This window comes from Kitasatospora sp. NPDC058243, from assembly GCF_042882025.1.
Classification (GTDB): domain Bacteria; phylum Actinomycetota; class Actinomycetes; order Streptomycetales; family Streptomycetaceae; genus Kitasatospora.
The window spans coordinates 91,662-113,437 of record NZ_JBHVWW010000015.1 but is presented as its reverse complement, the minus strand read 5'-3'; the positions used below and the strand labels follow the sequence as shown (position 1 = coordinate 113,437).

18 protein-coding genes are annotated in these 21,776 nt (G+C 73.1%); 10 read left to right on the top strand and 8 right to left on the bottom strand.

The window, feature by feature from the left end; all coding sequences use genetic code 11:
• Positions 1-685 (top strand): hypothetical protein (locus ACFVX9_RS13415; protein WP_387981671.1); only part of this gene is annotated, 685 nt, incomplete at its 5' end.
• Positions 686-917: 232 nt separating this feature from the next.
• Here the strand turns inward: ACFVX9_RS13415 and ACFVX9_RS13410 are convergent.
• Complete coding sequence (locus tag ACFVX9_RS13410; RefSeq protein ID WP_063352486.1) at positions 918-1,091, bottom strand: CsbD family protein; 174 nt, start codon at positions 1,089-1,091, stop codon at positions 918-920.
• A 140-nt stretch (positions 1,092-1,231) separates the two neighbouring features.
• On the bottom strand, positions 1,232-2,071 hold the full coding sequence (locus tag ACFVX9_RS13405) for an NAD(P)H-binding protein (protein WP_363377008.1): 840 nt from the start codon (positions 2,069-2,071) through the stop codon (positions 1,232-1,234).
• 110 nt (positions 2,072-2,181) lie between these two features.
• On the opposite strand from ACFVX9_RS13405, the gene ACFVX9_RS13400 reads away from it, so the two are divergent.
• Complete coding sequence (locus ACFVX9_RS13400; protein WP_387981669.1) at positions 2,182-2,553, top strand: winged helix-turn-helix transcriptional regulator; 372 nt, start codon at positions 2,182-2,184, stop codon at positions 2,551-2,553.
• A gap of 156 nt (positions 2,554-2,709) precedes the next feature.
• On the top strand, positions 2,710-4,248 hold the full coding sequence (locus tag ACFVX9_RS13395; RefSeq protein WP_380370829.1) for a bifunctional phosphatase PAP2/diacylglycerol kinase family protein: 1,539 nt from the start codon (positions 2,710-2,712) through the stop codon (positions 4,246-4,248).
• Between the two features lie 12 nt (positions 4,249-4,260).
• Here the strand turns inward: ACFVX9_RS13395 and ACFVX9_RS13390 are convergent, their stop codons facing one another.
• From ACFVX9_RS13390 to ACFVX9_RS13380, 3 genes are all read right to left on the bottom strand, one after another.
• Positions 4,261-5,277: a YihY/virulence factor BrkB family protein gene (locus ACFVX9_RS13390; protein ID WP_380478937.1), complete on the bottom strand. Its 1,017-nt coding sequence runs from the start codon at positions 5,275-5,277 to the stop codon at positions 4,261-4,263.
• A 113-nt stretch (positions 5,278-5,390) separates the two neighbouring features.
• On the bottom strand, positions 5,391-7,997 hold the full coding sequence (locus ACFVX9_RS13385; protein ID WP_387981667.1) for a SpoIIE family protein phosphatase: 2,607 nt from the start codon (positions 7,995-7,997) through the stop codon (positions 5,391-5,393).
• Positions 7,998-8,009: 12 nt separating this feature from the next.
• Positions 8,010-11,462: a HAMP domain-containing protein gene (locus ACFVX9_RS13380; protein ID WP_387981665.1), complete on the bottom strand. Its 3,453-nt coding sequence runs from the start codon at positions 11,460-11,462 to the stop codon at positions 8,010-8,012.
• A 334-nt stretch (positions 11,463-11,796) separates the two neighbouring features.
• On the opposite strand from ACFVX9_RS13380, the gene ACFVX9_RS13375 reads away from it, so the two are divergent.
• The 5 genes from ACFVX9_RS13375 to ACFVX9_RS13355 all read left to right on the top strand — a co-directional run bounded on the left by ACFVX9_RS13375 (position 11,797) and on the right by ACFVX9_RS13355 (position 16,185).
• Positions 11,797-12,741, top strand: coding sequence for an RNA polymerase sigma factor SigF (locus ACFVX9_RS13375; RefSeq protein ID WP_387981663.1), 945 nt, complete (start codon positions 11,797-11,799; stop codon positions 12,739-12,741).
• A gap of 114 nt (positions 12,742-12,855) precedes the next feature.
• Positions 12,856-13,251 carry an STAS domain-containing protein gene (locus ACFVX9_RS13370; RefSeq protein ID WP_380338460.1) on the top strand — a complete coding sequence of 132 codons (396 nt, stop codon included), beginning with the start codon at positions 12,856-12,858 and terminating at the stop codon, positions 13,249-13,251.
• 149 nt (positions 13,252-13,400) lie between these two features.
• The gene (locus ACFVX9_RS13365) at positions 13,401-13,880 is read left to right on the top strand and encodes an ATP-binding protein (protein ID WP_380370818.1); all 480 of its coding nucleotides are present in this window, start codon (positions 13,401-13,403) and stop codon (positions 13,878-13,880) included.
• Positions 13,881-14,119: 239 nt separating this feature from the next.
• Positions 14,120-15,799, top strand: coding sequence for a cytochrome c oxidase subunit I (gene ctaD / locus ACFVX9_RS13360; protein WP_380370815.1), 1,680 nt, complete (start codon positions 14,120-14,122; stop codon positions 15,797-15,799).
• On the top strand, positions 15,796-16,185 hold the full coding sequence (locus ACFVX9_RS13355; RefSeq protein WP_063352478.1) for a cytochrome c oxidase subunit 4: 390 nt from the start codon (positions 15,796-15,798) through the stop codon (positions 16,183-16,185). The genes ctaD and ACFVX9_RS13355 overlap by 4 nt, the downstream gene beginning before the upstream one ends.
• Before the next feature lie 45 nt (positions 16,186-16,230).
• Here the strand turns inward: ACFVX9_RS13355 and ACFVX9_RS13350 are convergent, their stop codons facing one another.
• Positions 16,231-17,853: a cytochrome bc complex cytochrome b subunit gene (locus tag ACFVX9_RS13350; RefSeq protein WP_380370812.1), complete on the bottom strand. Its 1,623-nt coding sequence runs from the start codon at positions 17,851-17,853 to the stop codon at positions 16,231-16,233.
• A 570-nt stretch (positions 17,854-18,423) separates the two neighbouring features.
• On the opposite strand from ACFVX9_RS13350, the gene ACFVX9_RS13345 reads away from it, so the two are divergent.
• Entirely contained in the window at positions 18,424-19,788 is a 1,365-nt protein-coding gene (locus ACFVX9_RS13345) for a threonine/serine exporter ThrE family protein (protein WP_387981660.1), read from the top strand.
• Positions 19,789-19,962: 174 nt separating this feature from the next.
• Here the strand turns inward: ACFVX9_RS13345 and ACFVX9_RS13340 are convergent, their stop codons facing one another.
• Both ACFVX9_RS13340 and ACFVX9_RS13335 read right to left on the bottom strand, forming a co-directional pair.
• Complete coding sequence (locus ACFVX9_RS13340; protein WP_167745913.1) at positions 19,963-20,118, bottom strand: DUF6131 family protein; 156 nt, start codon at positions 20,116-20,118, stop codon at positions 19,963-19,965.
• Between the two features lie 237 nt (positions 20,119-20,355).
• Entirely contained in the window at positions 20,356-20,757 is a 402-nt protein-coding gene (locus ACFVX9_RS13335) for an SsgA family sporulation/cell division regulator (protein WP_387981658.1), read from the bottom strand.
• Between the two features lie 417 nt (positions 20,758-21,174).
• Between ACFVX9_RS13335 and ACFVX9_RS13330 the strand changes: the two genes are divergently transcribed.
• On the top strand, positions 21,175-21,651 hold the full coding sequence (locus ACFVX9_RS13330) for a DNA starvation/stationary phase protection protein (protein WP_363584375.1): 477 nt from the start codon (positions 21,175-21,177) through the stop codon (positions 21,649-21,651).
• Positions 21,652-21,776 lie beyond the last annotated feature (125 nt).

The following is a 21,776-nucleotide window of genomic DNA, read 5'->3' as shown; positions in this document are numbered from 1 at the left end:
GTCTGCCAGCGGCAACGTCGCCGGTGCCAGTCAGGGCACGCCTGGTGGTCCCTTCTCTCCCTGGCAGCAGCTTTCGACGGGTGGTGGGTTCGTCGGCACGCCCGCTGCGCTCCAGACGCCGAGCGGCCTCATGGTGGTCTACGCCCGCACCACCGCCGGGACCATTCAGGGCACCAACCAGAACACTCCGGGCGGTCCGTTCGGGTCGTGGGGCACGGTTGCTGATGCGGGTGATCCGACGGGTGTGGCGAGTGACCCGAGTGTGGTGTTCACTCAGTCCGGCACCATCGCGGTCTATGTGACGTCTGCCAGCGGCAACGTCGCCGGTGCCAGTCAGGGCACGCCTGGTGGTCCCTTCTCTCCCTGGCAGCAGCTTTCGACGGGTGGTGGGTTCGTCGGCAAGCCGGCCTCGCTCCAGACGCCGAGCGGCCTCATGGTGGTCTACGCCCGCACCACCGCCGGGACCATTCAGGGCACCAACCAGAACACTCCGGGCGGCCCGTTCGGATCGTGGGGCACTGTCGCGGACGCGGGTGACCCGACGGGTGTGGCCAGCGATCCGAGCGCGGTGTTCAGCCGGTTCAACACCATCGCCATCTATGTGACCTCCGCCAACGGCAACGTCGCCGGCAGCAGCCAGGCCACCCCCGGTGGTCCTTTCTCTCCCTGGGGCCAGATCGGCTGATCACACCCCGGCCGCAGACCCACCGCGTGCGCAGACCGCCACCGCCAGGCCCGAACCCCGAGAGGGTTCGGGCCTCGGCGCGTGGTGGCCGGGCGCCCTCGCCGGTCACGCGGGACTGCGGTGTCCCCACGGGTTCCTGAGTTCCACGGGTCGGGGCAAAGACGGTTGAGCCGGCCGGGGCGTGGCGGGGCGTGGCGGGGCGGCCGCGGGGGCGCGGCCGCCGTGCGCCGGGTCAGTCCTTTCCGACGTCCTTGATCTTCTCGCCGGCCTGCTTCAGGTCGCTCTTGATCTGTTTGCCCCGGCCCTCGGCCTCGACGACCCGGTCGCCGGTGGCCCGTCCGGCAGCCTCCTTGGCCTTGCCGTGGACCTTCTCGGCCGCGTTGTGCAGCTTGTCCTTGGCGCTCATCGGATCACTCCTCTCGGTAGTGGGGGCTCGGTCCGCCCCGGACGGCGTCTGCCCGGGATCGGTGGTTCCACACCCGGAACATCCGGAGTCGGCCGTCGGCCGTGAGCCGGTGTGGTGTCGACGGGGCCGGTTGGGCGGGCTCAGCGGAAGGCGGCGACGTTGCGGGCGGCCCAGGCGGCGAAGGGGCGCGGGGCGGTGCCGAGGACCCGCTGGACGTCCGGGCTGACGCGCAGCTCGGCCGGGTTCGGGGAGCCGAGGATGTCCAGGGTGTCCTGGGCGAGCTCCACCGGCATGCCCTGGGCCATGGCGGCGCCGGCCTCGTCGCGGGTGAGGTCGTGGAACCGTACCGGCGAGCCCAGGGCGGCCGCGATGGCCTGCGCCTGCTGGCGCGGGGTGATCACCTCCGGGCCGGTCAGCTCGTACACGCCGCCGTTGTGCCGGTCCTCCAGCAGGCAGGCCGCCGCGACGTCGGCGATGTCCGCCGGGTCGACGATCGGCACCCCGACGTCGCCGAAGGGCGCGGCGACGACCCGCTGTGCGCGGACGGACTCGGCCCACCACAGGGCGTTGGAGGCGAAGCCGCCCGGCCGCAGGATGCTCCAGTCCACGCCGGACCCCCGCAGGACGTCCTCCAGTTCGCGCATCGCGATCCGCGTCGGGCCGAAGGGCCTGGTCGCCACGCCCTGCGAGGAGAGCAGGACGATGCGGCGGACCCCGCCGGCCACGGCCTGGCCGATGAGGTCGGCCGGGTTGGCCCCGGCGGCGTGCAGGTCGCCGGACAGCAGCAGGAAGAGCGCCTTCGCCCCGGCCAGCGCGGGTTCGAGGCCGGCCGGCCCGGCCAGGTCGGCCGCCACGTGGCGGACACCGTCCGGCACCGCCGCCGCGTGCCGCGACACCGCCGTCACCTGCTGGCCCGCCTCGGCCAGCGCCCGCGTCAGCGGCCGGCCCACATTGCCGGTAGCCCCGGTCACCACGATCATGGTCAACTCCTCGTTCGACGTCCGCCGTGGCCGCTGTGGCCTCGGTGGTCCTCACGCTAGGAGCCAGGGCTAACCCTTGGTAAGGACATACCTTGACGTAAGCTCAGGACATGGTGGTAGGTGTGCAGCGCAGGCAGGGCGAGGCCGGGAAGCGGTATGAGGTGTTTCACACCGACTGCCCCGCGCGCGACGTGGTCGACCACGTGACCAGCAGGTGGGGCATCTGGGTGTTGATCTCCCTGCAGAGCAACGACCTCCGGTTCTACGAGCTGCGCGAGAGCATCCACGGCATCAGCGAGAAGATGCTCGCCCAGACCCTGCGCGCGCTGGTCCAGGACGGCCTGGTCTGGCGGAAGGTCGAGCCGACGACACCGCCCCAGGTCACCTACGGGCTGACCGAGTTCGGTCAGGACCTCGGCGAGCCGCTGGCCGAGCTGTTCAACCGGATCACCCGAGGGCTGCCGCCGCGCGACGCGGGGTAGCGGCGCGGGGTGGCAGCGCGGGGTAGCAGCCACACCGAGCCGCCCTGCTGGGGGAGTTCCGGACCCTGTACGCGGCCCGTCACGGCCGGCCGGCCGCCGCGACACACCCCCGGCCTCCTCCCCGGCGTTGTCGCCCGCGCGCCGTAGGTTCGTCGGATGAAGCGACTGAAGACCACACGACTGGACGCCATAGACCGAGCCCTCTTCGACCGCATCGCCGCCGCGCCGCTGCACGGCACCCGCCCCTGGCTGCGGGCCCTGAGCCGGGCCGCCGACCACGGGGTGCTGTGGATGGGCACCGCCGCCGTCCTCGGCGCGGTCGGCGGACGCCGCGGGCGCCGAGCGGCCCTGCGCGGCCTCGGCTCGCTCGCCATCGCCTCGGCCACCGCCAACACCGTCGCCAAGCACGCCACCCGCCGGCCCCGCCCGGTGCTGGACGCCGTCCCGGCCGTGCGTCGGCTGCTGCGCCAGCCCGTCACCACCTCCTTCCCCTCCGGTCACTCCGCGTCCGCGGCCGCCTTCGCCGCCGGTGTGGCGATCGAGTCCCCGCTGCTGGGCGCGGCCGTCGCGCCGGTCGCGGCGGCGGTGGCCCTCTCGCGCGTCTACACCGGCGTGCACTACCCGGGCGACGTCCTGGCCGGTGCGGCGCTGGGTACGGCGGCGGCCGCCGCGACCCTGCACTGGTGGCCGCGCTCGTCCGACGTGCCGCCGCCCGCCGCCCCGGCCGCCTGTCCGGCCCCGGCCCTGCCGCAGGGGAGGGGGCTGTCGGTGGTGGTCAACTCGGGCTCCGGCAGCGGCTCTCCGCTCGCTCCCGCCGCCGAGGACGTGGCCGGGACGCTGCGCGCCCTGCTGCCCGAGGCGGACGTCCGGGTGTGCGGGCCGCAGGACGACCTGGCGAAGACATTGACGGAGGCCGCCGACCGGGCCGCCAGGGCCGGCGGCGCGCTCGGGGTGTGCGGCGGCGACGGCAGCGTCAACCTGGCCGCGGCGCTGGCCGTCGAGCGCGCGCTGCCGCTGGCGGTCTTCCCCGGCGGCACCCTCAACCACTTCGCCCTCGACCTCGGTGCCACCACCCACGAGGCCACCGCCGAGGCCGTCCAGGCCGGCACCGCCGTCGGCGTGGACCTGGGCCTGGCCGCCGACGACGCCGGCGCCCGGACCTTCGTGAACACCTTCAGCCTCGGTATCTACCCCGAACTCGTCCACCAGCGGGAGAAGTTGGAGAAGCGCATCGGCAAGTGGCCGGCCCTCGCGGTGGCCGTCGCCAAGCTGCTGCCGACCGCCGAACCCGTCACCGTCCACGCCGACGGCCGCCCGCACCGGCTGTGGCTGCTGTTCGCCGGCAACGGGGCGTACGAACCGGCGGGCTTCGCCCCCACCCACCGCGCCGCCCTGGCCGACGGACAGCTCGACGTCCGGGTCGTCGACGGCGGCCGGCCCTTCGCCCGCACCCGCCTGGCCGCCGCCTTCCTGTCCGGCACCCTGGACCGGTCCCGGGTCTACCGGGCCGCCCGGCTGCGCGCCCTGGACCTGGACTCCCTCGGCGACGCCGCCCGCATCGCCGTCGACGGCGAGAGCGTCCCCGCGCGCGGGGCCCTGCGGCTGTCCAAGGCCCCGGCCGGGCTCACCGTGTACCGGCCCGCGACCGCCGCCCCGGCGAGCGAGCTGCACCGCCCGGGCCGGGACGGGCGGTAACCGCAGGGGGTGTCACCGGGCGCCGGGGGAGGACGGGCCGTGCGGGCCGTCCTCCCCGGCCCCGCCGGGCCGCTCCCCGTCGTGGAAGGAGACTTCGACGTGCTGTTCGGGGCGGCGCTCCTCCTGACGGGCGACGGAGGACAGCACCTTCTCGTCGGCGGCGGTGAGCGGCGGCTGCAGGAGGCTGCGGGGCCACAGCCGACGGGCGAGCACCGCGTTGGCCTCGGCGGCGTACACGGTGATCTGCGCGGCCAGGTAGAGCCAGGAGAGCAGGCCGATCACGGTCGCGAAGAAGCCGTAGACCTGGCCCGCGTGGCGCAGTTCGTGGGTCACCAGGAGCGAACCGAACGCCTGGAGGACGGTGAACAGCGGCCCGGCGACGACGCAGCCGGGCAGCAGGGCCCGGGTCGGGATCTCGCGCGGGGTGAGCACCCGGAAGCAGGCCAGGCACAGGGCGGTGTTCAGCAGCGCCGAGACCAGCAGGCCCCCGACCCGGGCGGGCACCCCGCCCAGGGCGCTGCCGACCAGCGAGGCGGCCGCCGTACCCAGCACCAGGCCGGCGGCCAGGACCGTGAACAGCAGCAGGCCGCGCGCCAGCCGGGGCCAGTAGCCGGGCCGCTGCACCCCGGGCACGTTCCAGACCTCGGCCATGGCGTGCTGGAGGACCTGCGTGATGCCGAGCGCCCCGTACAGCAGGCCGAGCGCGCCGATGGCCAGCGCCAGGCCGCTGCCCTGGAGGGAGTGGACGTTCTGGCGCAGCTGGTCGCCGATGATCGGGAAGTCGGCGAGCGCCGAGTTCAGCACCGACTGCTGGGCCCCGGGGTGGCCGTGCAGGACGAAGCCGAGGACGGTGCTGAGCAGGAGCAGCAGCGGGATCAGGGCGACGAAGCCGTAGTAGGTGATCAGGGCGGACAGCAGCCCGCCCCGGTCGTCCCCGTACTTGCGCACGACGCCGATGACGACGGCGGGCACCCGGCGGTGCTGCTGGAAGCGGTCCACGGCGCGCAGGCCTTGTTCGATCGGGTTCATGCCCCGGCGTCTGCCCCGGTCCGCGCCCGCGACACCCGCCGGTTCCGCCCCCCCGTGGCGGCTCGGCTGCCCCGGTTCGCCGCGGACATGCGCCTGCCCTGCCCGTCCGACCGCTACCGCACCATCACTCCGACCAGGCAGGTGTCGTCGTCGGTGTCGGCGTTGCTGTAGCGCAGCAGGTGGTCCAGGAGCTCTTCGAGGTTGGCCGAGCCGGTGTCCGAGCCGGTGGTTGACCCGGTGTCCGAGCCGGTGGCTGACCCGGTGCGGGACTCCTCGGCGAGGGCCGTCAGGCTGGTCAGCGACGCCTGGAGGGATTCGTCGCGGCGCTCGATGAGTCCGTCGGTGTACATCACCAGCGTGTCGTCGGCCTCCAGGACGAGCTCGCCCTGCTCGTAGTCGGCGTGGCCGATCGCGCCGAGGAGGATGCCGCCCAGCTGGGGCAGGATGTCCGCCCGCCCGCCACGCAGCAGGACCGGCGGCGGGTGCCCGGCGCGGGCCCACCGCAACCGGCGGGTCGCGGGTTCGTAGAGGCCGCACACCGCGGTGGCCGTGACGTTGTCGGTCAGGTGGTGGGTGACGCTGTTGAGCCAGCTCAGCAGCTGGGCCGGCCCGGCGCCGGTGGCGGCCAGGCCGCGCAGGGCGTTGCGCAGCGCGACCATGCCGGTGGCGGCCTCGATGCCGTGTCCGGAGACGTCGCCCACGCACAGCAGGACGTCTCCCGAGGGCAGGGCGAGGGTGTCGTACCAGTCCCCGCCGACCAGGTGGTCCTTCTCCGCCGGGCGGTAGCGCACGGCGACGCTCAGATCGTGCAGGTCCAGCGGGCCCCGGGTGGGCGGCATGATGGCGTGCTGGAGCTGGAGGGCGAGGCGGCTGCGCTCGGCCGCCTGCTGCTCGCTCTGCGCGAGCTGGTCGCGGGTGGCGGCGAGTGCGACCTCCGTCCAGTGCTGGGCGGAGATGTCCTGGTAGGCGCCGCGGACGGTGCCGAGCCCGCTGCCGGGGTCGTTGCCGGGGTCGCTGTCGAGCCCGCTGCCGGGATCGCGGACGGGCTCCGCGACGACGCGGATGTGGCGGGTGACGCCGTCCGGCCGCTGGAGGCGGAAGGCGGTGGAGGCCGGGCGCTGGTGGTGCAGGAGGGTGCGCAGGAACCGGTCGATGGCGTGGCGGTCGTCCGGGTGGGCGTGGTCGGGGAGCTGGTCGAGGGCCAGGGGCGCGGCGGTGGGCGGCAGCCCGTGCAGTTCGAACACCGTCTCGTTCCAGGCGATCTGCCGGGTCCGCAGGTTCTCCTCGAAACCGCCGATCCGGCCGAGCCGCTGGGCGTGCTGCAGCAGGCGGGCGACGCGCGGGGTGCCGTCGTCGAGGCGCCAGACGACCGCGAGGTGGCTGCCGTGCCGGCTGATGCCCACCTGTGCCCGGGTGGTCAGCGGTACTCCGTCGACCAGGGCGGCGAGGCGCATGTCCTGGGCGCGGAAGGGTTCCCCGGTGGCGAAGACGTGTTCGACCTTGTCGGCCAGGCCGCCCGGTTCGGCCGCCAGCGGGTACGCCTCCAGCAAGCGGGTGCCGGTGAGTACGCCGGTGGGCCGGCCGGCGAAGTCGACGAAGGCCGGGTTGAGGTGGCGGATCACGAACCGGGGCGGGAACTCGTCGCTGTCCGGCGCCGCCCGCAGGATCATGCACGGGTCGAGCAGGCCGTCCGTGAGCTGCCGCAGTTCGCCGAACTGCGCGTCGGCCGGGTCGCAGGCGGCGGGTTCCTGCCCGCTCCAGGACTCCAGCGTGGTGGCGGCCAGCTCGGCGAGCGCCTCGAACTGGCGTTGGAGCGGCTGGGAGCGCTCGGGCAGCGTGTCGGGCCAGCAGATCTCCAGGACGCCGATGAGCCGCCCGCCGACGCCGGCCGGGACGGCGAGCCGGCCGCCGTGGATCTCGTGCTGGCCGATCGAGGGCAGCGAGGCGCCGGCGAGCGTCGGGTAGCCGACCGCCGCGCGCTCGTCCAGGGCACGGCGGGCCGGGGTCGGCACGCCCGGCGGGACGTGGCGCCAGCGGCGTGCCTCCTCCTCGGGGAAACCGGCGCTGCCCGCCAGTGACAGGGAGAGGTCCGGGTGGGCGGCCCAGATGGCGACGGCGGCCGCGCCGAGCGGTCGCAGCGCGTGCTCCAGCATGGAACGCGCCGCCGCCGCGGCGTCACCGCTCGCGAGCACGTCCGCCTCGGCACTGCGCAGCCGCACGGCCACCGCTTCGGTGGGGGGAACCGAGGCGTCGGCGACGAACTCGCGGGCGAGGGCGGAGATCTCGTCCGCCGCAGCCTGGTCGACCAGGTCGGCGGCGAGCGCCAGGACCGTCACCCCGGCCTGCTCCGCGAGGCTCTCCAGCTGCCCGGCGGCCTCGGTGGGCCCGCACCGCAGGCGTTCCACCAGCACGCCGACGCCCATCTCGACGACGCCGCGGCCCGCCGCCTGGGCCTGGGCCCGTTCCAGTTCCAGCCTGAGCCGCTCCACCGTGGTGGCGAGCCGGTCGACCGCCGCGGACTCGCCTTCGGCGCGCGCCCGGGCCGCTGCCTGCGCCTCCGCAGCGCGCCGCTGCGCCCCGACCCTCGGCGTGTCGGCGGCCGGACCGGTCGGTGAGGCCGCTGCGGGACGGTCCGTGGCGCGAGGCTCCTGCGGATGGTGCACGGCTGTCGGCTCCTGAGCTCTGGACTGTCGGGGTGGGTGCGAGGGGACGCGGGGCATGGGGCAGGGCGACTACCGGGTGAGGTGGTCCCTGATCCTGCCGATCACCTCGTCGGCGTCCACCGGCTTGGTGATGTAGTCGCTGGCTCCCGAGGCCAGGCTCTTCTCCCGGTCGCCGATCATCGCCTTGGCGGTGACCGCGATGATCGGCAGCCCCTCGTGCTCGGGCATGGCGCGGATCGCCGCGGTGGCGGAGTAGCCGTCCATCTCGGGCATCATCACGTCCATCAGGATCACGTCGATCCCGGGGTGCGTGCGGAGGGCTTCGAGCGCGGCGAGCCCGTTCTCGGCCTGGAGGACCCGCATGCCGCGCAGCTCCAGGATGCTGGTGATCGCGAAGAGGTTGCGGTCGTCGTCGTCGACCACCAGCGCGGTGCGACCGGAGAGCACCGGGTCGCCTCCGCGGCCCCGGGCGGGGTTCCCGTCCGCGCGGCGTGCCGGGGGCAGGACGCGCCCGGGCCCGTCGGCGCTCATGTGGAGGGCGATGCGTTCGCGCAGCTCGTCGAGGCTGGAGATGAGCTCCAGTGGCCGTTCCCCCTCCCGGCGGACGGCGTGCTCGTCGCCGGTGGTGACGCCCCGGCTGTTGTGGGCCAGCACCGGGACGGTGTGCAGGGCCGGGTCGCGTTCCATCTCCGCCAGGAGCGTGGCCGCCGCGCTGTCCGGCAGGTCGAGCTCCAGGACGACGCAGTGGTACGGGGCGGTGGCGAGCGCAGTGGCGGCCTCCGGGGCGCCGACCGTGGTGACTATCTCGACCCGGCGCTGCGCGCCGGCGGAGCGGGCGAGGTCGGCGACGGCGTTCTCCGCCACCAGGGACAGCAGGCCGTTGGGGCGGCCTTCGACCACGAGCAGGCGCCGCGGCCGGCCGGCGGCGGGAGGCGAGGGGGCCCGCTCCGGCGCCTCGGACGGGCCGGTGCCCCCGGCGCCCAGCGCCTTGCGGGCCCCGTCGGCGCCGGTCTCGGCCAGGTCGGGGCGGGTCGCGGGGACGTAGAGGGTGAAGGTGCTGCCCCGGCCCAGGGTGCTCTCCACCGTGATCGCGCCGCCGAGCAGGTAGGCGATCTCGCGGCTGATGGACAGCCCGAGGCCGGTGCCGCCGTACTTGCGGCTGGTGGTGCCGTCGGCCTGCTGGAAGGCGCCGAAGACGCTCTCCACGTGCTGGGGGGCGATGCCGACTCCGGTGTCGCTCACGTGGAAGGCGAGCACCGGGCCGCCGCGCCGGACGGCGTCGGGCAGGTCGGTCTCGTCGGCGGGCTCGATGCGAAGTTCGACCCGGCCCTGCTCGGTGAACTTGACGGCGTTGGACAGCAGATTGCGCAGCACCTGGCGCAACCGGTAGTCGTCGGTGAGGAGTTCGGCGGGGATCTGCTGGACCGTCCGCACCGTGAAGGCGAGGTTCTTCTGGCTGGTCAGCGGGCGGAAGGTGGCTTCGACGTAGTCGAGCAGCGCGCGCAGCGGCACCGCCTCGATGTTGAGGTCCATCTTTCCGGCCTCGACCTTGGACAGGTCGAGGATGTCGTTGATCAACTGGAGCAGGTCGGAGCCCGCGGAGTGGATGATCCCGGCGTACTCGACCTGCTTGGCGCTCAGGTTGCGGGTGGGGTTCTGGGCGAGCAGCTGGGCGAGGATGAGCAGGCTGTTGAGCGGCGTGCGCAGTTCGTGGCTCATGTTGGCCAGGAACTCCGACTTGTACTTCGAGGCGAGGGACAGCTGGTGGGCGCGCTCCTCCAGTTCCTGGCGGGCCTGTTCGATCTCCAGGTTCTTGGTCTCGATGTCGCGGTTCTGCGCCGCCAGCAGGTCGGCCTTCTCCTCCAGCTCGGCGTTGGAGGCCTGCAACTCGTCCCGGCGTGCCTGCAACTCCTGTGAGCGGACCTGGAGTTCGGCGGTGAGTCGCTGGGACTCGTCGAGCAGCTCGTCGGTGCGGGCGTTGGCGATGATGGTGTTGACGTTGACGCCGATGGTCTCCATGAGCTGGTCGAGGAAGTCCAGGTGGACCTGGGTGAACGGCTGGACGGAGGCCAGTTCGATGACGCCGAGGACCTGGTCCTCGACCACGATGGGCAGCACCACCAGGGACAGCGCCCCGGTGCGGCCGAGGCCGGAGGAGGCGGCCAGGTAGTCCGGCGGCAGGGCGTCGACGGTGATGGCGCGCCGGCTGCGCGCGGCCTGGCCGACGAACGACTCGCCGAGGCGGAAGCGGGTGGGGCGCTCGCCGTCGGGGAAGGCGTAGGAGCCGACCAGCTGGAGCACCGTCCCGACGGGGCTGTCCTCGGCGAGGTAGAAGACGCCGCACTGCGCGCCGACGAGGGGGGCGAGTTCGTCCATGACGGACTCGGCGACGACCCCGAGGTCGCGCCGGCCCTGCATCAGGGCCGAGAAGCTGGCGAGGTTGGTCTTGAGCCAGTCCTGCTCCTCGTTGGCGCGGGTGGTCTCGCGCAGCGACCCGACCATGGCGTTGATGTTGTCCTTGAGGTCGGCGACCTCGCCGGAGGCGTCCACGCTGATCGAGCGGGTGAGGTCGCCGGCGGCGACGGCGCTGGTGACCTCGGCGATGGCGCGGACCTGCCGGGTGAGGTTGCCGGCCAGCTCGTTGACGTTCTCGGTGAGGCGTTTCCAGGTGCCGGAGACGCCCTCCACCTCGGCCTGGCCGCCGAGCCGGCCCTCGGTGCCGACCTCCCGGGCGACCCTGGTCACCTCGTCGGCGAAGGAGGACAGCTGGTCGACCATCGTGTTGATGGTCTCCTTCAGTTCCAGGATCTCGCCGCGCGCGGTGACGGTGATCTTCTGTGACAGGTCCCCGCGTGCGACCGCCGTGGCCACCTGGGCGATCGCGCGGACCTGGCCGGTGAGGTTGCCGGCCATGAAGTTCACCGAGTCCGTGAGGTCGCGCCACGTCCCCGAGACGCCCTTCACGTCGGCCTGGCCGCCCAGGATGCCCTCGGTGCCGACCTCCCGCGCCACCCGGGTCACCTCGCCGGCGAACGAGGACAACTGGTCGACCATCGTGTTGACGGTGTTCTTCAGCTCCAGGATCTCGCCCCGGGCATCGACGGTGATCTTCTGCGACAGGTCCCCCTTGGCCACCGCGGTGGCGACCTGGGCGATGTCCCGCACCTGGGTGGTGAGATTGCCCGCCATCGCGTTGACCGAGTCGGTCAGGTCCTCCCAGGTGCCCGACACCCCGGGCACCTGGGCCTGGCCGCCGAGCCGGCCCTCGGTGCCGACCTCCCGGGCGACCCTGGTCACCTCCGAGGTGAACCGCGACAGTTGGTCGACCATGCCGTTGAACACCGTGGCGATCTCGCCCAGCAGCCCGTCCGCGTCGCCCGGCAGCTTGGTGCTGAAATCGCCGTCGCGCACCGCCGTCAACCCGGCCAGCAGCAGCCGCAGTTCCGGCTCGCCCACCTGCGCGGCGCCCGCCCCCTCGTCCGGGCGGTGCTGTGAGTCGCGGGACGTGGTCGGGCCAGCCATCGAACGTCGCCTCCGTGGAACGCCGGGCCGACTGGCCCGAATCCGGTCGTGGGCACCCCGAAGGACGGGCCGGGGGACCTGGCCGTCGTTCCAGGTGTTGTACCGCCTTCGGAGGCTACCCCAGCCCGCACACCGCCGGACAACGGTTGCCCCCCGGCCGTGCGCCCCGCCCGCCGCCCGGACGCGCGTCCGCGCCCCGGACAGGCCGCCGCCCACCTCGGAGCCGTTGCGGGCTTCACGAAACCTCCATGGGGGGCGGCTGCATCGATCCGCCGGCACGGGGTACCGGGGGGCAGACCGCGCCGACACGAGAGAGCACGAGAGAGGGAGTCCGATGGCCACGACCACTGGGGAACTGCCCGCCTCCGCCCACCCGTCGACGGGAGGTCCGTCCCGCACGGCCGCTCCTGCCGGAGAGCCCCGGGACCTGCCTTCGCCGGAACTCGCCGACGCCGGAGGGCTTCGGGACCTGCTCCCGCCGGAGCTCGCCGACGCCGGTGACCTGCGGGAGATCGCGCCGGCCGACGCGCGCGAGCTCAACAAGGTGCTGCTGCGCCGGCTCCGCACGCTGGAGGAGGGGACGAAGGAGTACTCGTACGTCCGCGCCACCCTGGTCGAGACGAACCTGTCCCTGGTGAGGTTCGGGGTCCGCCGCTTCAACTCGCACCGCGAGCCGCAGGAGGACCTGCTCCAGGTCGGCGCGGTCGGCCTGATCAAGGCCATCGACCGCTTCGACCCCGACCTCGGCGTCGAGTTCACCACCTTCGCCATACCGACCGTCCTCGGCGAGATCCGGCGCCACTTCCGCGACACCACGTGGGCCGTCCACGTGCCACGCCGCCTCCAGGAGCTGCGCATCCTCCTGGCCAAGGCGCAGGAACGCCTGTCGCAGGACCTGGGCCGGGCCCCCACGGTCGCCGAACTCGCCGAGCACCTCGCGCTCTCCCCCGAGGAGGTCGTCGAAGGGCTGACCGCCGCGAACGCGCACACCGCCGGCTCCCTGGACCTCGGCGGCAGCAACGACGACGACGCCCCCGGCCCGCTGGGCGACCGGCTCGGCGAGGACGACCGGGACCTCGCCCTCGTCGACGACCTGGTGGCGCTCAAGCCGCTCATCGCCGACCTGCCGGAGCGGCAACGGCTCATCCTGTCCATGCGCTTCTGCGAGGACATGACGCAGTCGCAGATCGGCGCCCGCCTCGGGCTGTCCCAGATGCACGTCTCCCGGCTGCTCAGCCGCACCCTGCGGCACCTGCGCGACGGGCTGGAGGACGGCTGAGGACGCGTCGCCGCACGAGCCCCGGGCAGGACCAAGCCGGGTGCACACCCCCGTGTTTGGCAGTCCGGCACAACCTCCGTATGGTCGGAAGGCATGGACATGGAGGAGACGACGATGATGCCATTCGACGACGTTCGGGCGGCCGCCGCGCCGGCAGCGTCCCCGCGCCCCGCGGAACTGGTGGTCGAGACCCGTGCCACGGCCTCCGGTGCGGTGGTGTGCGCCCTCGTGGGCGACCTCGACATCGAGACGCTCGCCTCGGCCGCCAACCTGCTCACCAGCGTGATCGCGCAGCGCCGCGGCGCGGTGGTGATCGACCTCGCCGGGGTGGGCTTCTGCGACTCCTCCGGCCTGAACCTCCTGCTCAAGACCCGCCTCGCGGCGGCGGAGGAGGGGCTGGACCTGCACTTGGCCGCCGTGGCGCCCACCGTCATGCGGGTCCTCGAACTGACCGGCGCGCAGGCGGTGTTCTCCATCCACGACTCGGTCGACGAGGCCCTGGCGGCCTGACCGCCCCGACTCGGGCCGCCAGGGCCTCGGTCCGAGGCCGGCCGGCCGCCCGCTCCGGCCCCGGTTCGACGCCGGCACGGGGCATAATCCGAGAACTGCCGGGAAACCGACCGTGCGAGACCGCCGTCGATCCGAAAGGGTGTCCTCACATGACGATGAGCCGGGGAACCCTGGACGGTGACCCGCACCAGCCGGGCCCGGCGCTGCCCGTCGGCGGCCAGCGCAGGCGGCTGACCCTGTCCGGCATCCCCAAACCGGTCGCCCACGCCAGGACCTTCACCGCCCGTGCCCTCGACGACTGGTACGCGTCCGCCGCCGGGCCCGGCGCCGGCGAAGGCACCCTCGCGGACGTCGTCCTGCTGGTGGCGGAACTCGTCGCCAACGCCATGCTCCACGGCGACGGCCCGCTGGAACTGGTCCTGGACGCCACCGGGATCCGCCTGCGGGCCGAGGTCAGCGACCGCAGCCCGACCCTGCCCACCCCGCGTCGCCCGCACAACCCGGCCCTGCCCGGCGGCCACGGCCTGTTCATCGTGGAGCGGACCGCCGACCGGTGGGGCGCCGAACCGCACAGCCACGGGAAGACGATCTGGGCCGAGTTCGACGCCGCACGGCTGATCCGTAGCTGATCCGTAGCTGACCCGCGGCTGATCCGTAGCTGACCCGCGGCTGACCCGCGGCGGCGCCTCGCCGGATCGCACCAGTGCGCCGACTTCGTCATCCGCGCCCGGCCGGGGCCGCCACGCCGACTCCGGTTCAGGGGCCCTTGCGACGGTGGGTGATTGCATGGCGACAGCATGTGTCCCGGCGAGCGTCTCCGCGTCTTTCTCCTGCGGGTACGGGCGGCCCCGGCAGGAGGAGGAAGCGGATGGCGCAGACCCGGCGGCGGGCCGCCGCCCGCCCGGCGCCCGGCGTGGCCCGTCGGCGTCAAGGCTCGGCGGTGCTGCGGTGGTTGAGCACGACCGACCACAAGGCCATCGGCAACCTGTACCTGACGACGGCGTTCGGGTTCTTCCTGTTCGCCGGGCTGCTGGCGATGCTCATGCGCGCGGAGCTCATGCGGCCGGGACTGCAGGTGGTGAGCAACGAGCAGTACAACCAGTTGTTCACCATCCACGGGACGATCATGATGCTGCTGTTCGCCACACCGACGTTCGCCGGTTTCGCGAACGCCGTGATGCCGCTGCAGATCGGTTCCCCGGACGTGGCGTTCCCCCGGCTGAACGCGTTCACGTACTGGGTGTACCTGTTCGGCGGCCTGATGGTGGTCGGGGGCTTCCTGACCACCGACGGCGCCGCGTCGTTCGGCTGGTTCGCCTACGCCCCGCTGAACGGGCCGCTCCACAGCCCGGGAACGGGCGCCGACCTGTGGGCCGTCGGGCTGATCGTGGCGGGTCTGAGCACGATCCTGGGAGCCGTCAACTTCATCACCACCATCGTCTGCCTGCGGGCACCGGGCATGACGCTGTTCCGGATGCCGGTCTTCACCTGGAACGTGCTGTTCACCTCGATCCTCGCGCTGCTCGCCTTCACCCCGCTGACCGCGGCGCTGTTCGCGCTGGAGGCGGACCGCAAGCTGGGCGCCCACGTCTTCGACCCGGCCAACGGCGGGGCGATGCTGTGGCAGCACCTGTTCTGGTTCTTCGGCCACCCCGAGGTGTACATCGTGGCGCTGCCGTTCTTCGGCATCATCTCCGAGGTCATCCCGGTGTTCAGCCGCAAACCGGTCTTCGGCTACTACGGACTGATCGGTGCCACGATCGCGATCACCGCGCTGTCCGCGGTCGTGTGGGCCCACCACATGTTCGCCACCGGCCAGGTGCTGCTGCCGTTCTTCTCCCTGGCCTCGCTGCTCATCGCGGTGCCGACCGGGGTGAAGTTCTTCAACTGGATCGGCACCCTGTGGAACGGCTCGCTCTCCTTCGAGACGCCCATGCTGTTCGCCCTCGGCTTCCTGGTGACCTTCCTCCTCGGCGGGCTGACCGGCGTCCTGCTGGCCGCGCCTCCGATCGACTTCCACGTCACCGACAGCTACTTCGTGGTCGCCCACCTGCACTACGTCCTCTTCGGGACGGTCGTGTTCGCGATGTTCGCCGGCTTCTACTTCTGGTGGCCCAAGATCACCGGCAGGCTGCTGGACGAACGCCTCGGAAGGATCCACTTCTGGATGCTGCTGCCCGCGTTCCAGATCACCTTCCTCGTGCAGCACTGGCTCGGCGCCCAGGGCATGCCGCGCCGCTACGCCGACTACCTGCCCTCGGACGGCTTCACCACCCTGAACACCGTCTCCTCGATCGGTGCGTTCCTGCTGGGCGCGTCGACCCTGCCCTTCCTGTACAACGTGTGGCGCACCGCCAGGTACGGAGTCCCGGTCACCGAGGACGACCCGTGGGGCTACGGGCGCTCCCTGGAATGGGCGACCTCCTGCCCGCCGCCGCGCCACAACTTCCACGCCCTGCCCCGCATCCGCTCCGAAGGCCCGGCCTTCGACCTGCACCACCCGGAGTATTCGCGCATGGCGCTCGAAGGCGAGGAGAACGCGCGGTGAAGACCGAGTCCTACCTGTTCGCGGGCGTCGCGCTGTTCTTCGCCGTCGCCGCTTCGATCTACGGCTGGTTCGCCCGGGAGCCGGCCGGCAAGGCGGCGCTGGTCGTGGCCTTCATGATGTCCACGCTGATCGCGTTCTTCTTCCGGACCCAGTACTCCCGCCGCGGCCGCCGGCCGCAGGACCGCACCGACGCCGAGATCGTCACCGGTGTCGGGCCGCTGGAGTTCTTCGCACCGCGCAGCTACTACCCGCTGCTCACCGCCGCAGGCGTCGCGGTCGCCGGGCTGGGGCTGGTGTACGCCTTGTGGCTCTTCCTCATCGGAGCGGGTGTGACGGGCGCCGGCGTCCTGGGCTTCGTCTTTCAGCACGCCCAGCGCGGGCAGTGAGTCCGGCCGGTCGGCGACCGGCGGTCAGTGGTCGGTCATCGGGGGTCACCGCTCGGCGCGTCCCGCGTCGGCGGGCGCGAGCGGCTCCGGCTGCGGCTCGTCCACCGCCGCCGCCATGTTGTCCCGGTAGTACCAGGAGCTCAGGGCGGCCCGCAGCCGTGCGCGCCGCGAGGCGCCCTCGCCCGGCGCCGGCAGGGGAAGCGGGGCGTCGCGCAGGGCCAGCGTGTAGCGCAGGCCGGCGGGAAGCGGCCGGTGCTCGCCGTGGAAGGCACCCTCGACGGCCTCGTGCACGAATCCGGTCTCGTCTCCCTCCGTCACCCGCTCCAGGTCCCGCTCCTGCAAGGCCAGGCACAGGCGCCGGGTGATCCAGAAGGCCACCGCCGGCCCGACGAACAGGCCCACCCGCAGGAACCAGTTCAGGCCCTCCACCGGCACGTCCAGTGCCCGGGCGACGACGTCCTGGCCGCCGGCGACCAGCAGCACGACGTAGAAGCACGTCCCGGCGACAGCCAGCGCCGTCCGGGTCTGCCGGTTGCGGGGGCGGTCGCACAGGTGCTGCTCGCCGCTCCCCGGGGTGATCCAGCGCTCGAAGAACGGATAGCCGTACAGGGCGGCGAAGAACAGCAGCGGGAACAGCACGGCCGGAATCAGCGGGTTCCAGGCGACGGTGTGGCCCCACAGCCGCGTCTCGGCCCCGGGCATCAGCCGCAGCGCGCCCTCGATGAACCCCATGTACCAGTCCGGCTGCGCGTCGGTGGAGTCCTGGTCGGGGCGGTAGGGCCCGTACAGCCAGATCGGGTTGACCTGGGCGATGGCGGCGGCCAGCGCCAGCACCCCGAAGACCATCGCCATCAGGCCCGCCGTCTGGACGCTGAAGTGCGGGAAGAGGGGCTTCCCGACGACGTTGCGGTTGGTGCGTCCGGGCCCGGCCCACTGGGTGTGCTTGAGGTGGAAGACCAGGATCAGGTGCGCGGTGATCAGGCCGAGCAGGAGACCCGGCAGCAGCAGGATGTGCGCGCTGTACAACCGGGGGACGATGTCGTGCCCGGGAAGCTCCCCGCCGAAGAGGAAGAAGCTCAGGTAGGTGCCGACCAGCGGGACCGACAGGATGAAGCCCTGGGCCGTGCGCAGGCCGGTGCCGGAGAGCAGGTCGTCGGGCAGCGAGTAGCCGGCGAAACCCTCCAGCAGGGCGAGTTGGAACAGCGTCAGTCCCACCAGCCAGTTGACCTCCCTGGGGCGGCGGAACGCGCCGGTGAGGAAGATGCGCAGCAGGTGCGCGCAGATCGCGGCGGTGAACACCAGTGCCGCCCAGTGGTGGATCTGGCGGATCAGCAGGCCGCCGCGCACGTCGAAACTGATCGACAGCGTCGAGGCGTACGCCTGGGACATCCGCACCCCGCGAAGCGGTGGGTACGTTCCGGCGTACACGATCTCGGTCATGGACGGTGTGAAGAACAACGTCAGGAAGACGCCGGTCAACAGCAGCAGCACGAAGGTGTAGAGCGCCAACTCGCCGAGCAGGAAGGACCAGTGGTCGGGAAAGACCTTCCGGAGCAGGCCCTTGGCCCCGTCGAACAGCGGCAGCCGCCGGTCCAGCGCGACCGCCGTGCTCCGGGCGGCCCGCTCCGCCCGCCGCCCGGCCCGCGCCCTCCACCTCGACAGCCGCACGCCGTTCCTCCCGTCCGCTCCGATCGTGTGTCCCGATAGCCATATCCCGTGGCGGCGGGACGGCCGGACGGGGCTCGCCCACCACTACGGGCTTCACTCGGACGGCCGCGGCTCGGTGCTCCTTCGCCCTCCCAGGTTCCGGCGTCGGCCCGCTGACCTGCGGATCCTCCCCGAGCCCTGGTCTGGAGGCAGCGGGCCGACCCACGGACGGCGGGCGTGAACGGACCCCCGCGCTCCGGTCGGGACGTTCACGAAATGATGGCTGCGGGTAGTCGAGTGGGTGCGAAAGGTCATCAGGTGGGGGGTGCGGCAGGGAGCGACGATGCCGGAACACGAGCAGTTCGGCGTGCGGGCCGAGGCGGACGGGCCGGCGAGCCGGACCGGAAGAGTCCCGCCCCAGGCGAGTCCGGAGGAGGCCCCCGGGGCCGCCCCCGCCTCCGGGGAAGGCCCCGCCCCCGCCTCCGGGGAAGGTCGAGTTCAGGGGGAGGGCGGGCGCCCGGCCGGCCGGCGCCGCCCGGGGCGGAGAGCGGACCCGCCGATGCCGACGGCACGGCGGCCTGGCCGGACCTGATGCTGCCGCTGCTGCGCACCCCGACCACCGACCGCCCGCTGGTGACCGGCGGACCCGGCGCGAACGACCCGGGGCCGGCCGCGGTGGCCGCCGTCCTGGACCTCGCACTGCTGGTGGGCGAGCTGATGCTGGCCTGCGGCGAGGCCGCCGAGGACGTCGAGGCCGCCATGCTCGCCGTCGCGCAGGCCTACCGGGCCCAGCCCTGCGACCCCCAGGTCACCTTCACCCGGGTGGCGATCTCGTACCAGCCGGGCCCCTCGGAGCCGCCCGTGACGGTCGAGCGGTCCGTGCGCCACCCGGCCGGGGACTACGCGCGGCTGGCCGTGCTCTTCCGGCTGGTCACCGAGATCACGACCGGCGGACTCGTCGTCGACGACGCCCACCACCGGCTGAGGGCCGTGCGCCGGCACTGCCGCCACTACCCCGCGTGGCTCCTGGTCCTGTCCTCCGGCCTGCTGGCCGGCGCCGCGACGCTGCTGGTCGGCGGCCGGGCCGACGCCCGGGCCTGGCTGGTGTTCGTCAGCGCCGTCGCCGCGGCACTGGCCGGCGACCGGCTCTCGGCGCTGGTCGGACGCCACGACCTCCCGGAGTTCTACCGGATCGCGACGGCCGCGACCCCGGCGGCGGCGATCGGCATCCTGCTCTCCTTCAACGGGCTGAACCTGGGCGGATCGGTGGTGATCACCGGAGGGCTGTACACGCTCCTGCCCGGATGGCCCATGGTGGCGGCGGCGCAGGACGGCCTCGCGGGTTTCTACCTCACCGCGGCCGCACGCCTGATGGAAACGCTGTACATGATGGCCGGCGTGGTGGTCGGGGTGATGACCGTGCTCTACATCGGCGTCAACAACGGCGCCGACCTGGCGGCCCGACCCGTCCCGGTCGCCGCGTCGAACCCGCCGCTCCAACTGGTGGCGGCGCTCCTGCTCACCCTGACCTTCGCGGTGCTGCTCAACACCGAGCCGGGCACGCTGCCGGCCGTCCTGCTCAACAGCGGGGTCGGCTGGACGACGTACGGCGTGCTGGTCAACGCCGGCGGCGAGCCCATCATGGCCACCGGCCTCGCCGCCGGGCTGGTGGGCCTGTCCGGCCAGCTCATGGCCCGCTACCGGGGAAGCTCCTCGCTGCCGTACGTCACCGCGGCCCTGGGGCCGCTGCTGCCCGGCTCGTTGCTGTACTTCGGGCTGCTCGCCTTCGTCCGGGGCGAGCCCGAGATCGGGCTCGTCGGCGTCGGGCGCGCCACGGCCACGGCGATGGCGGTGGCGATCGGCGTGAACCTGGGCCGCGAGGTCGCCCGGCTGTTCCTCCCCGCCCCGGGCGTGGTCCCGGCGCCCGGCCGCAGCGCCGGGCGGCACCGCCGCTGAGGGCCGGCCGCCACCGTCGTTGAGGGCGAGCCACCTCCGCCGCTGAGGGCGGCGGGCGGCGCCGTGCGGCTGTCAGCGTCGGCACCCATGTGGTGCCTGGGCCGACAGCCGCACGAGCCGGTGAACGGGCGGATCAGGGGTTGGGGCGGGTGGTGCAGAAATAGGACGAGTGGATCAGTAGTAGTGACGACGCCCGCCGACGGCGTGCCCGACGGAGCCCGCGATCCACAGGACGAGGCCGATGACGGCCAGGATGATGCCGATGGTCCACAGGATCGAGATCCCGGTGACGAAACCGATGATGAGCAGGATGACGCCGAGGACGATCACGAGGTCCTCCCGTGTGGTGACTGGGACGGTTGTCAGGAGGGGCGGTCCGGCCGCTCGATGGTGGTGCCGGAACCGTCCGGGGGTGGTGGAGCCGTCGTTTCTCCGGCCGCGCCCATGATCCGCGTGTACCGCTCTGCGGGCCGGGCAAACCATCCCGCCCGCAGCGGAATGGGTCGGTTCCCCGCTCGGGCATGCCCGGCCCTTCGCCGAGCGGTCGTCGCCGTCGACCGTGGCGGGTCAGGACCGGATCCGGTCGAGGACGGCGTCGATGTCGAGGTGGTCGGATTCGGTGCCGGCCGGCACCAGGGCGAAGGAGTCGAGGAGGAAGGCCGTCACGGCGTCCACGGGGATGCTGATCACGGCCCGGCCGTTCTCGGCGCACAGGGTGACCAGGACCCGGCCCGCCCGCCCGGGCGCGACCGTCACGTCCCCGTGGCCGGCGGGGGCGTGGCGGCCCTCGTCCAGCAGGTCACGCGAGAAGACCCACTGCGCCTCCCCGCCGCCCCCGAGGGGCGGGAAGACCAGGCACACCGCGTACGGCAGCGAGGTGTCGAAGCGCAGTTGCGCCTCGACGGTCACGTCGGGGAACGGGCCTTCGGGCAGCGTGACGGCGGTGGACCAGGAGGTGACGACGGTCATGCGACGGACTCCGTTTCTGGCTGTGGCGCCGGGTTGTCCGCAGCGGCACCGAGCGCCGGCGGCGGCAGCGCTCGGCTACCCGCCCCGGGCCGATTCATGGCCCTGATGCGGAAACCTCGCGTGCGCGGTGTGTTCGCTCGTGCACGGACCGTTCCGGCGCGGCCAGGGCCGGTGTGGCCCGTTCCGGCGCGGTTCCCGGCGCGAGGCGGGTGGTTTCCGTCCGGCGAGAAGGGGCAGCCGCCGCGTGGTCCCGCTGCCCGGCCGGTCGTTCGTCCTAGTCCCGGACGCCCCGGCGCCTCGGAGCACCGTCCTCCGGGGGTCGGGAAACGGCCCGTCGAGGCCGAACCGCCGGGTGGAGGGCCCGCCAGCACCGCGGGGGCCGGCCGACGGCTCCCCCGACCCGGAAGGAACTCAGCGATGGGTATCGTCATCAGCAGCCCGCTGCCGGACAGCGAACGCAAGACGACCGGGGAGGCCCTGCAAGGCACCCTGGTCGATCTGCTGGACCTGTCCTTGGTGGCGAAGCAGACGCACTGGAACCTCTACGGGCCCCGGTTCCGCTCCGTCCACCTCCAGCTCGACGACGTGGTCGCCACCGCGCGCGACTACGCCGACCAGGTGGCCGAGCGCGCCGCCGCGATCGGGGTCAGCCCGGACGGACGGGCCGCCACGATCGCCGCCACCAGCAACCTGCCCGACTTCCCCGAGGGCTGGACGGCCGACGTGACGGCCGTCCAGAACCTGGTGAAGGCCTTCGCCGCCGTGATCGAACGGATGCGGGTGCGCATCGACGAGACCGGTCCGGCGGATCCCGTCAGTCAGGACCTCCTGATCGGACTCACGGCCGAGCTGGAGAAGCACAGCTGGATGTTCCAGGCCGAGAACCAGCACTGACGGCACCCTGCCGACCGCGGAGGGGGAGGGGAGGGGGGGGGGGCACGAAACAGCGGAGAGGGAGAAAAAGCGGGCGCTTGAAGGGAACAAAGGCTACAGGAGGGGAGGGAGAGGGGGGGAGACAT

Excerpts from the sequence above, each read along its gene's own strand:
- ACFVX9_RS13380 (WP_387981665.1), bottom strand. The coding sequence starts at position 11,462 with ATGGCTGGCCCGACCACGTCCCGCGACTCACAGCACCGCCCGGACGAG.
- ACFVX9_RS13390 (WP_380478937.1), bottom strand. The coding sequence starts at position 5,277 with ATGAACCCGATCGAACAAGGCCTGCGCGCCGTGGACCGCTTCCAGCAG.
- ACFVX9_RS13385 (WP_387981667.1), bottom strand. The coding sequence starts at position 7,997 with ATGCCCCGCGTCCCCTCGCACCCACCCCGACAGTCCAGAGCTCAGGAG.
- ACFVX9_RS13400 (WP_387981669.1), top strand. The coding sequence starts at position 2,182 with ATGGTGGTAGGTGTGCAGCGCAGGCAGGGCGAGGCCGGGAAGCGGTAT.
- ACFVX9_RS13370 (WP_380338460.1), top strand. The coding sequence starts at position 12,856 with ATGATGCCATTCGACGACGTTCGGGCGGCCGCCGCGCCGGCAGCGTCC.
- ACFVX9_RS13410 (WP_063352486.1), bottom strand. The coding sequence starts at position 1,091 with ATGAGCGCCAAGGACAAGCTGCACAACGCGGCCGAGAAGGTCCACGGC.
- ACFVX9_RS13405 (WP_363377008.1), bottom strand. The coding sequence starts at position 2,071 with ATGATCGTGGTGACCGGGGCTACCGGCAATGTGGGCCGGCCGCTGACG.
- ACFVX9_RS13330 (WP_363584375.1), top strand. The coding sequence starts at position 21,175 with ATGGGTATCGTCATCAGCAGCCCGCTGCCGGACAGCGAACGCAAGACG.
- ACFVX9_RS13345 (WP_387981660.1), top strand. The coding sequence starts at position 18,424 with ATGCTGCCGCTGCTGCGCACCCCGACCACCGACCGCCCGCTGGTGACC.
- ACFVX9_RS13365 (WP_380370818.1), top strand. The coding sequence starts at position 13,401 with ATGACGATGAGCCGGGGAACCCTGGACGGTGACCCGCACCAGCCGGGC.
- ctaD (WP_380370815.1), top strand. The coding sequence starts at position 14,120 with ATGGCGCAGACCCGGCGGCGGGCCGCCGCCCGCCCGGCGCCCGGCGTG.
- ACFVX9_RS13335 (WP_387981658.1), bottom strand. The coding sequence starts at position 20,757 with ATGACCGTCGTCACCTCCTGGTCCACCGCCGTCACGCTGCCCGAAGGC.
- ACFVX9_RS13375 (WP_387981663.1), top strand. The coding sequence starts at position 11,797 with ATGGCCACGACCACTGGGGAACTGCCCGCCTCCGCCCACCCGTCGACG.
- ACFVX9_RS13395 (WP_380370829.1), top strand. The coding sequence starts at position 2,710 with ATGAAGCGACTGAAGACCACACGACTGGACGCCATAGACCGAGCCCTC.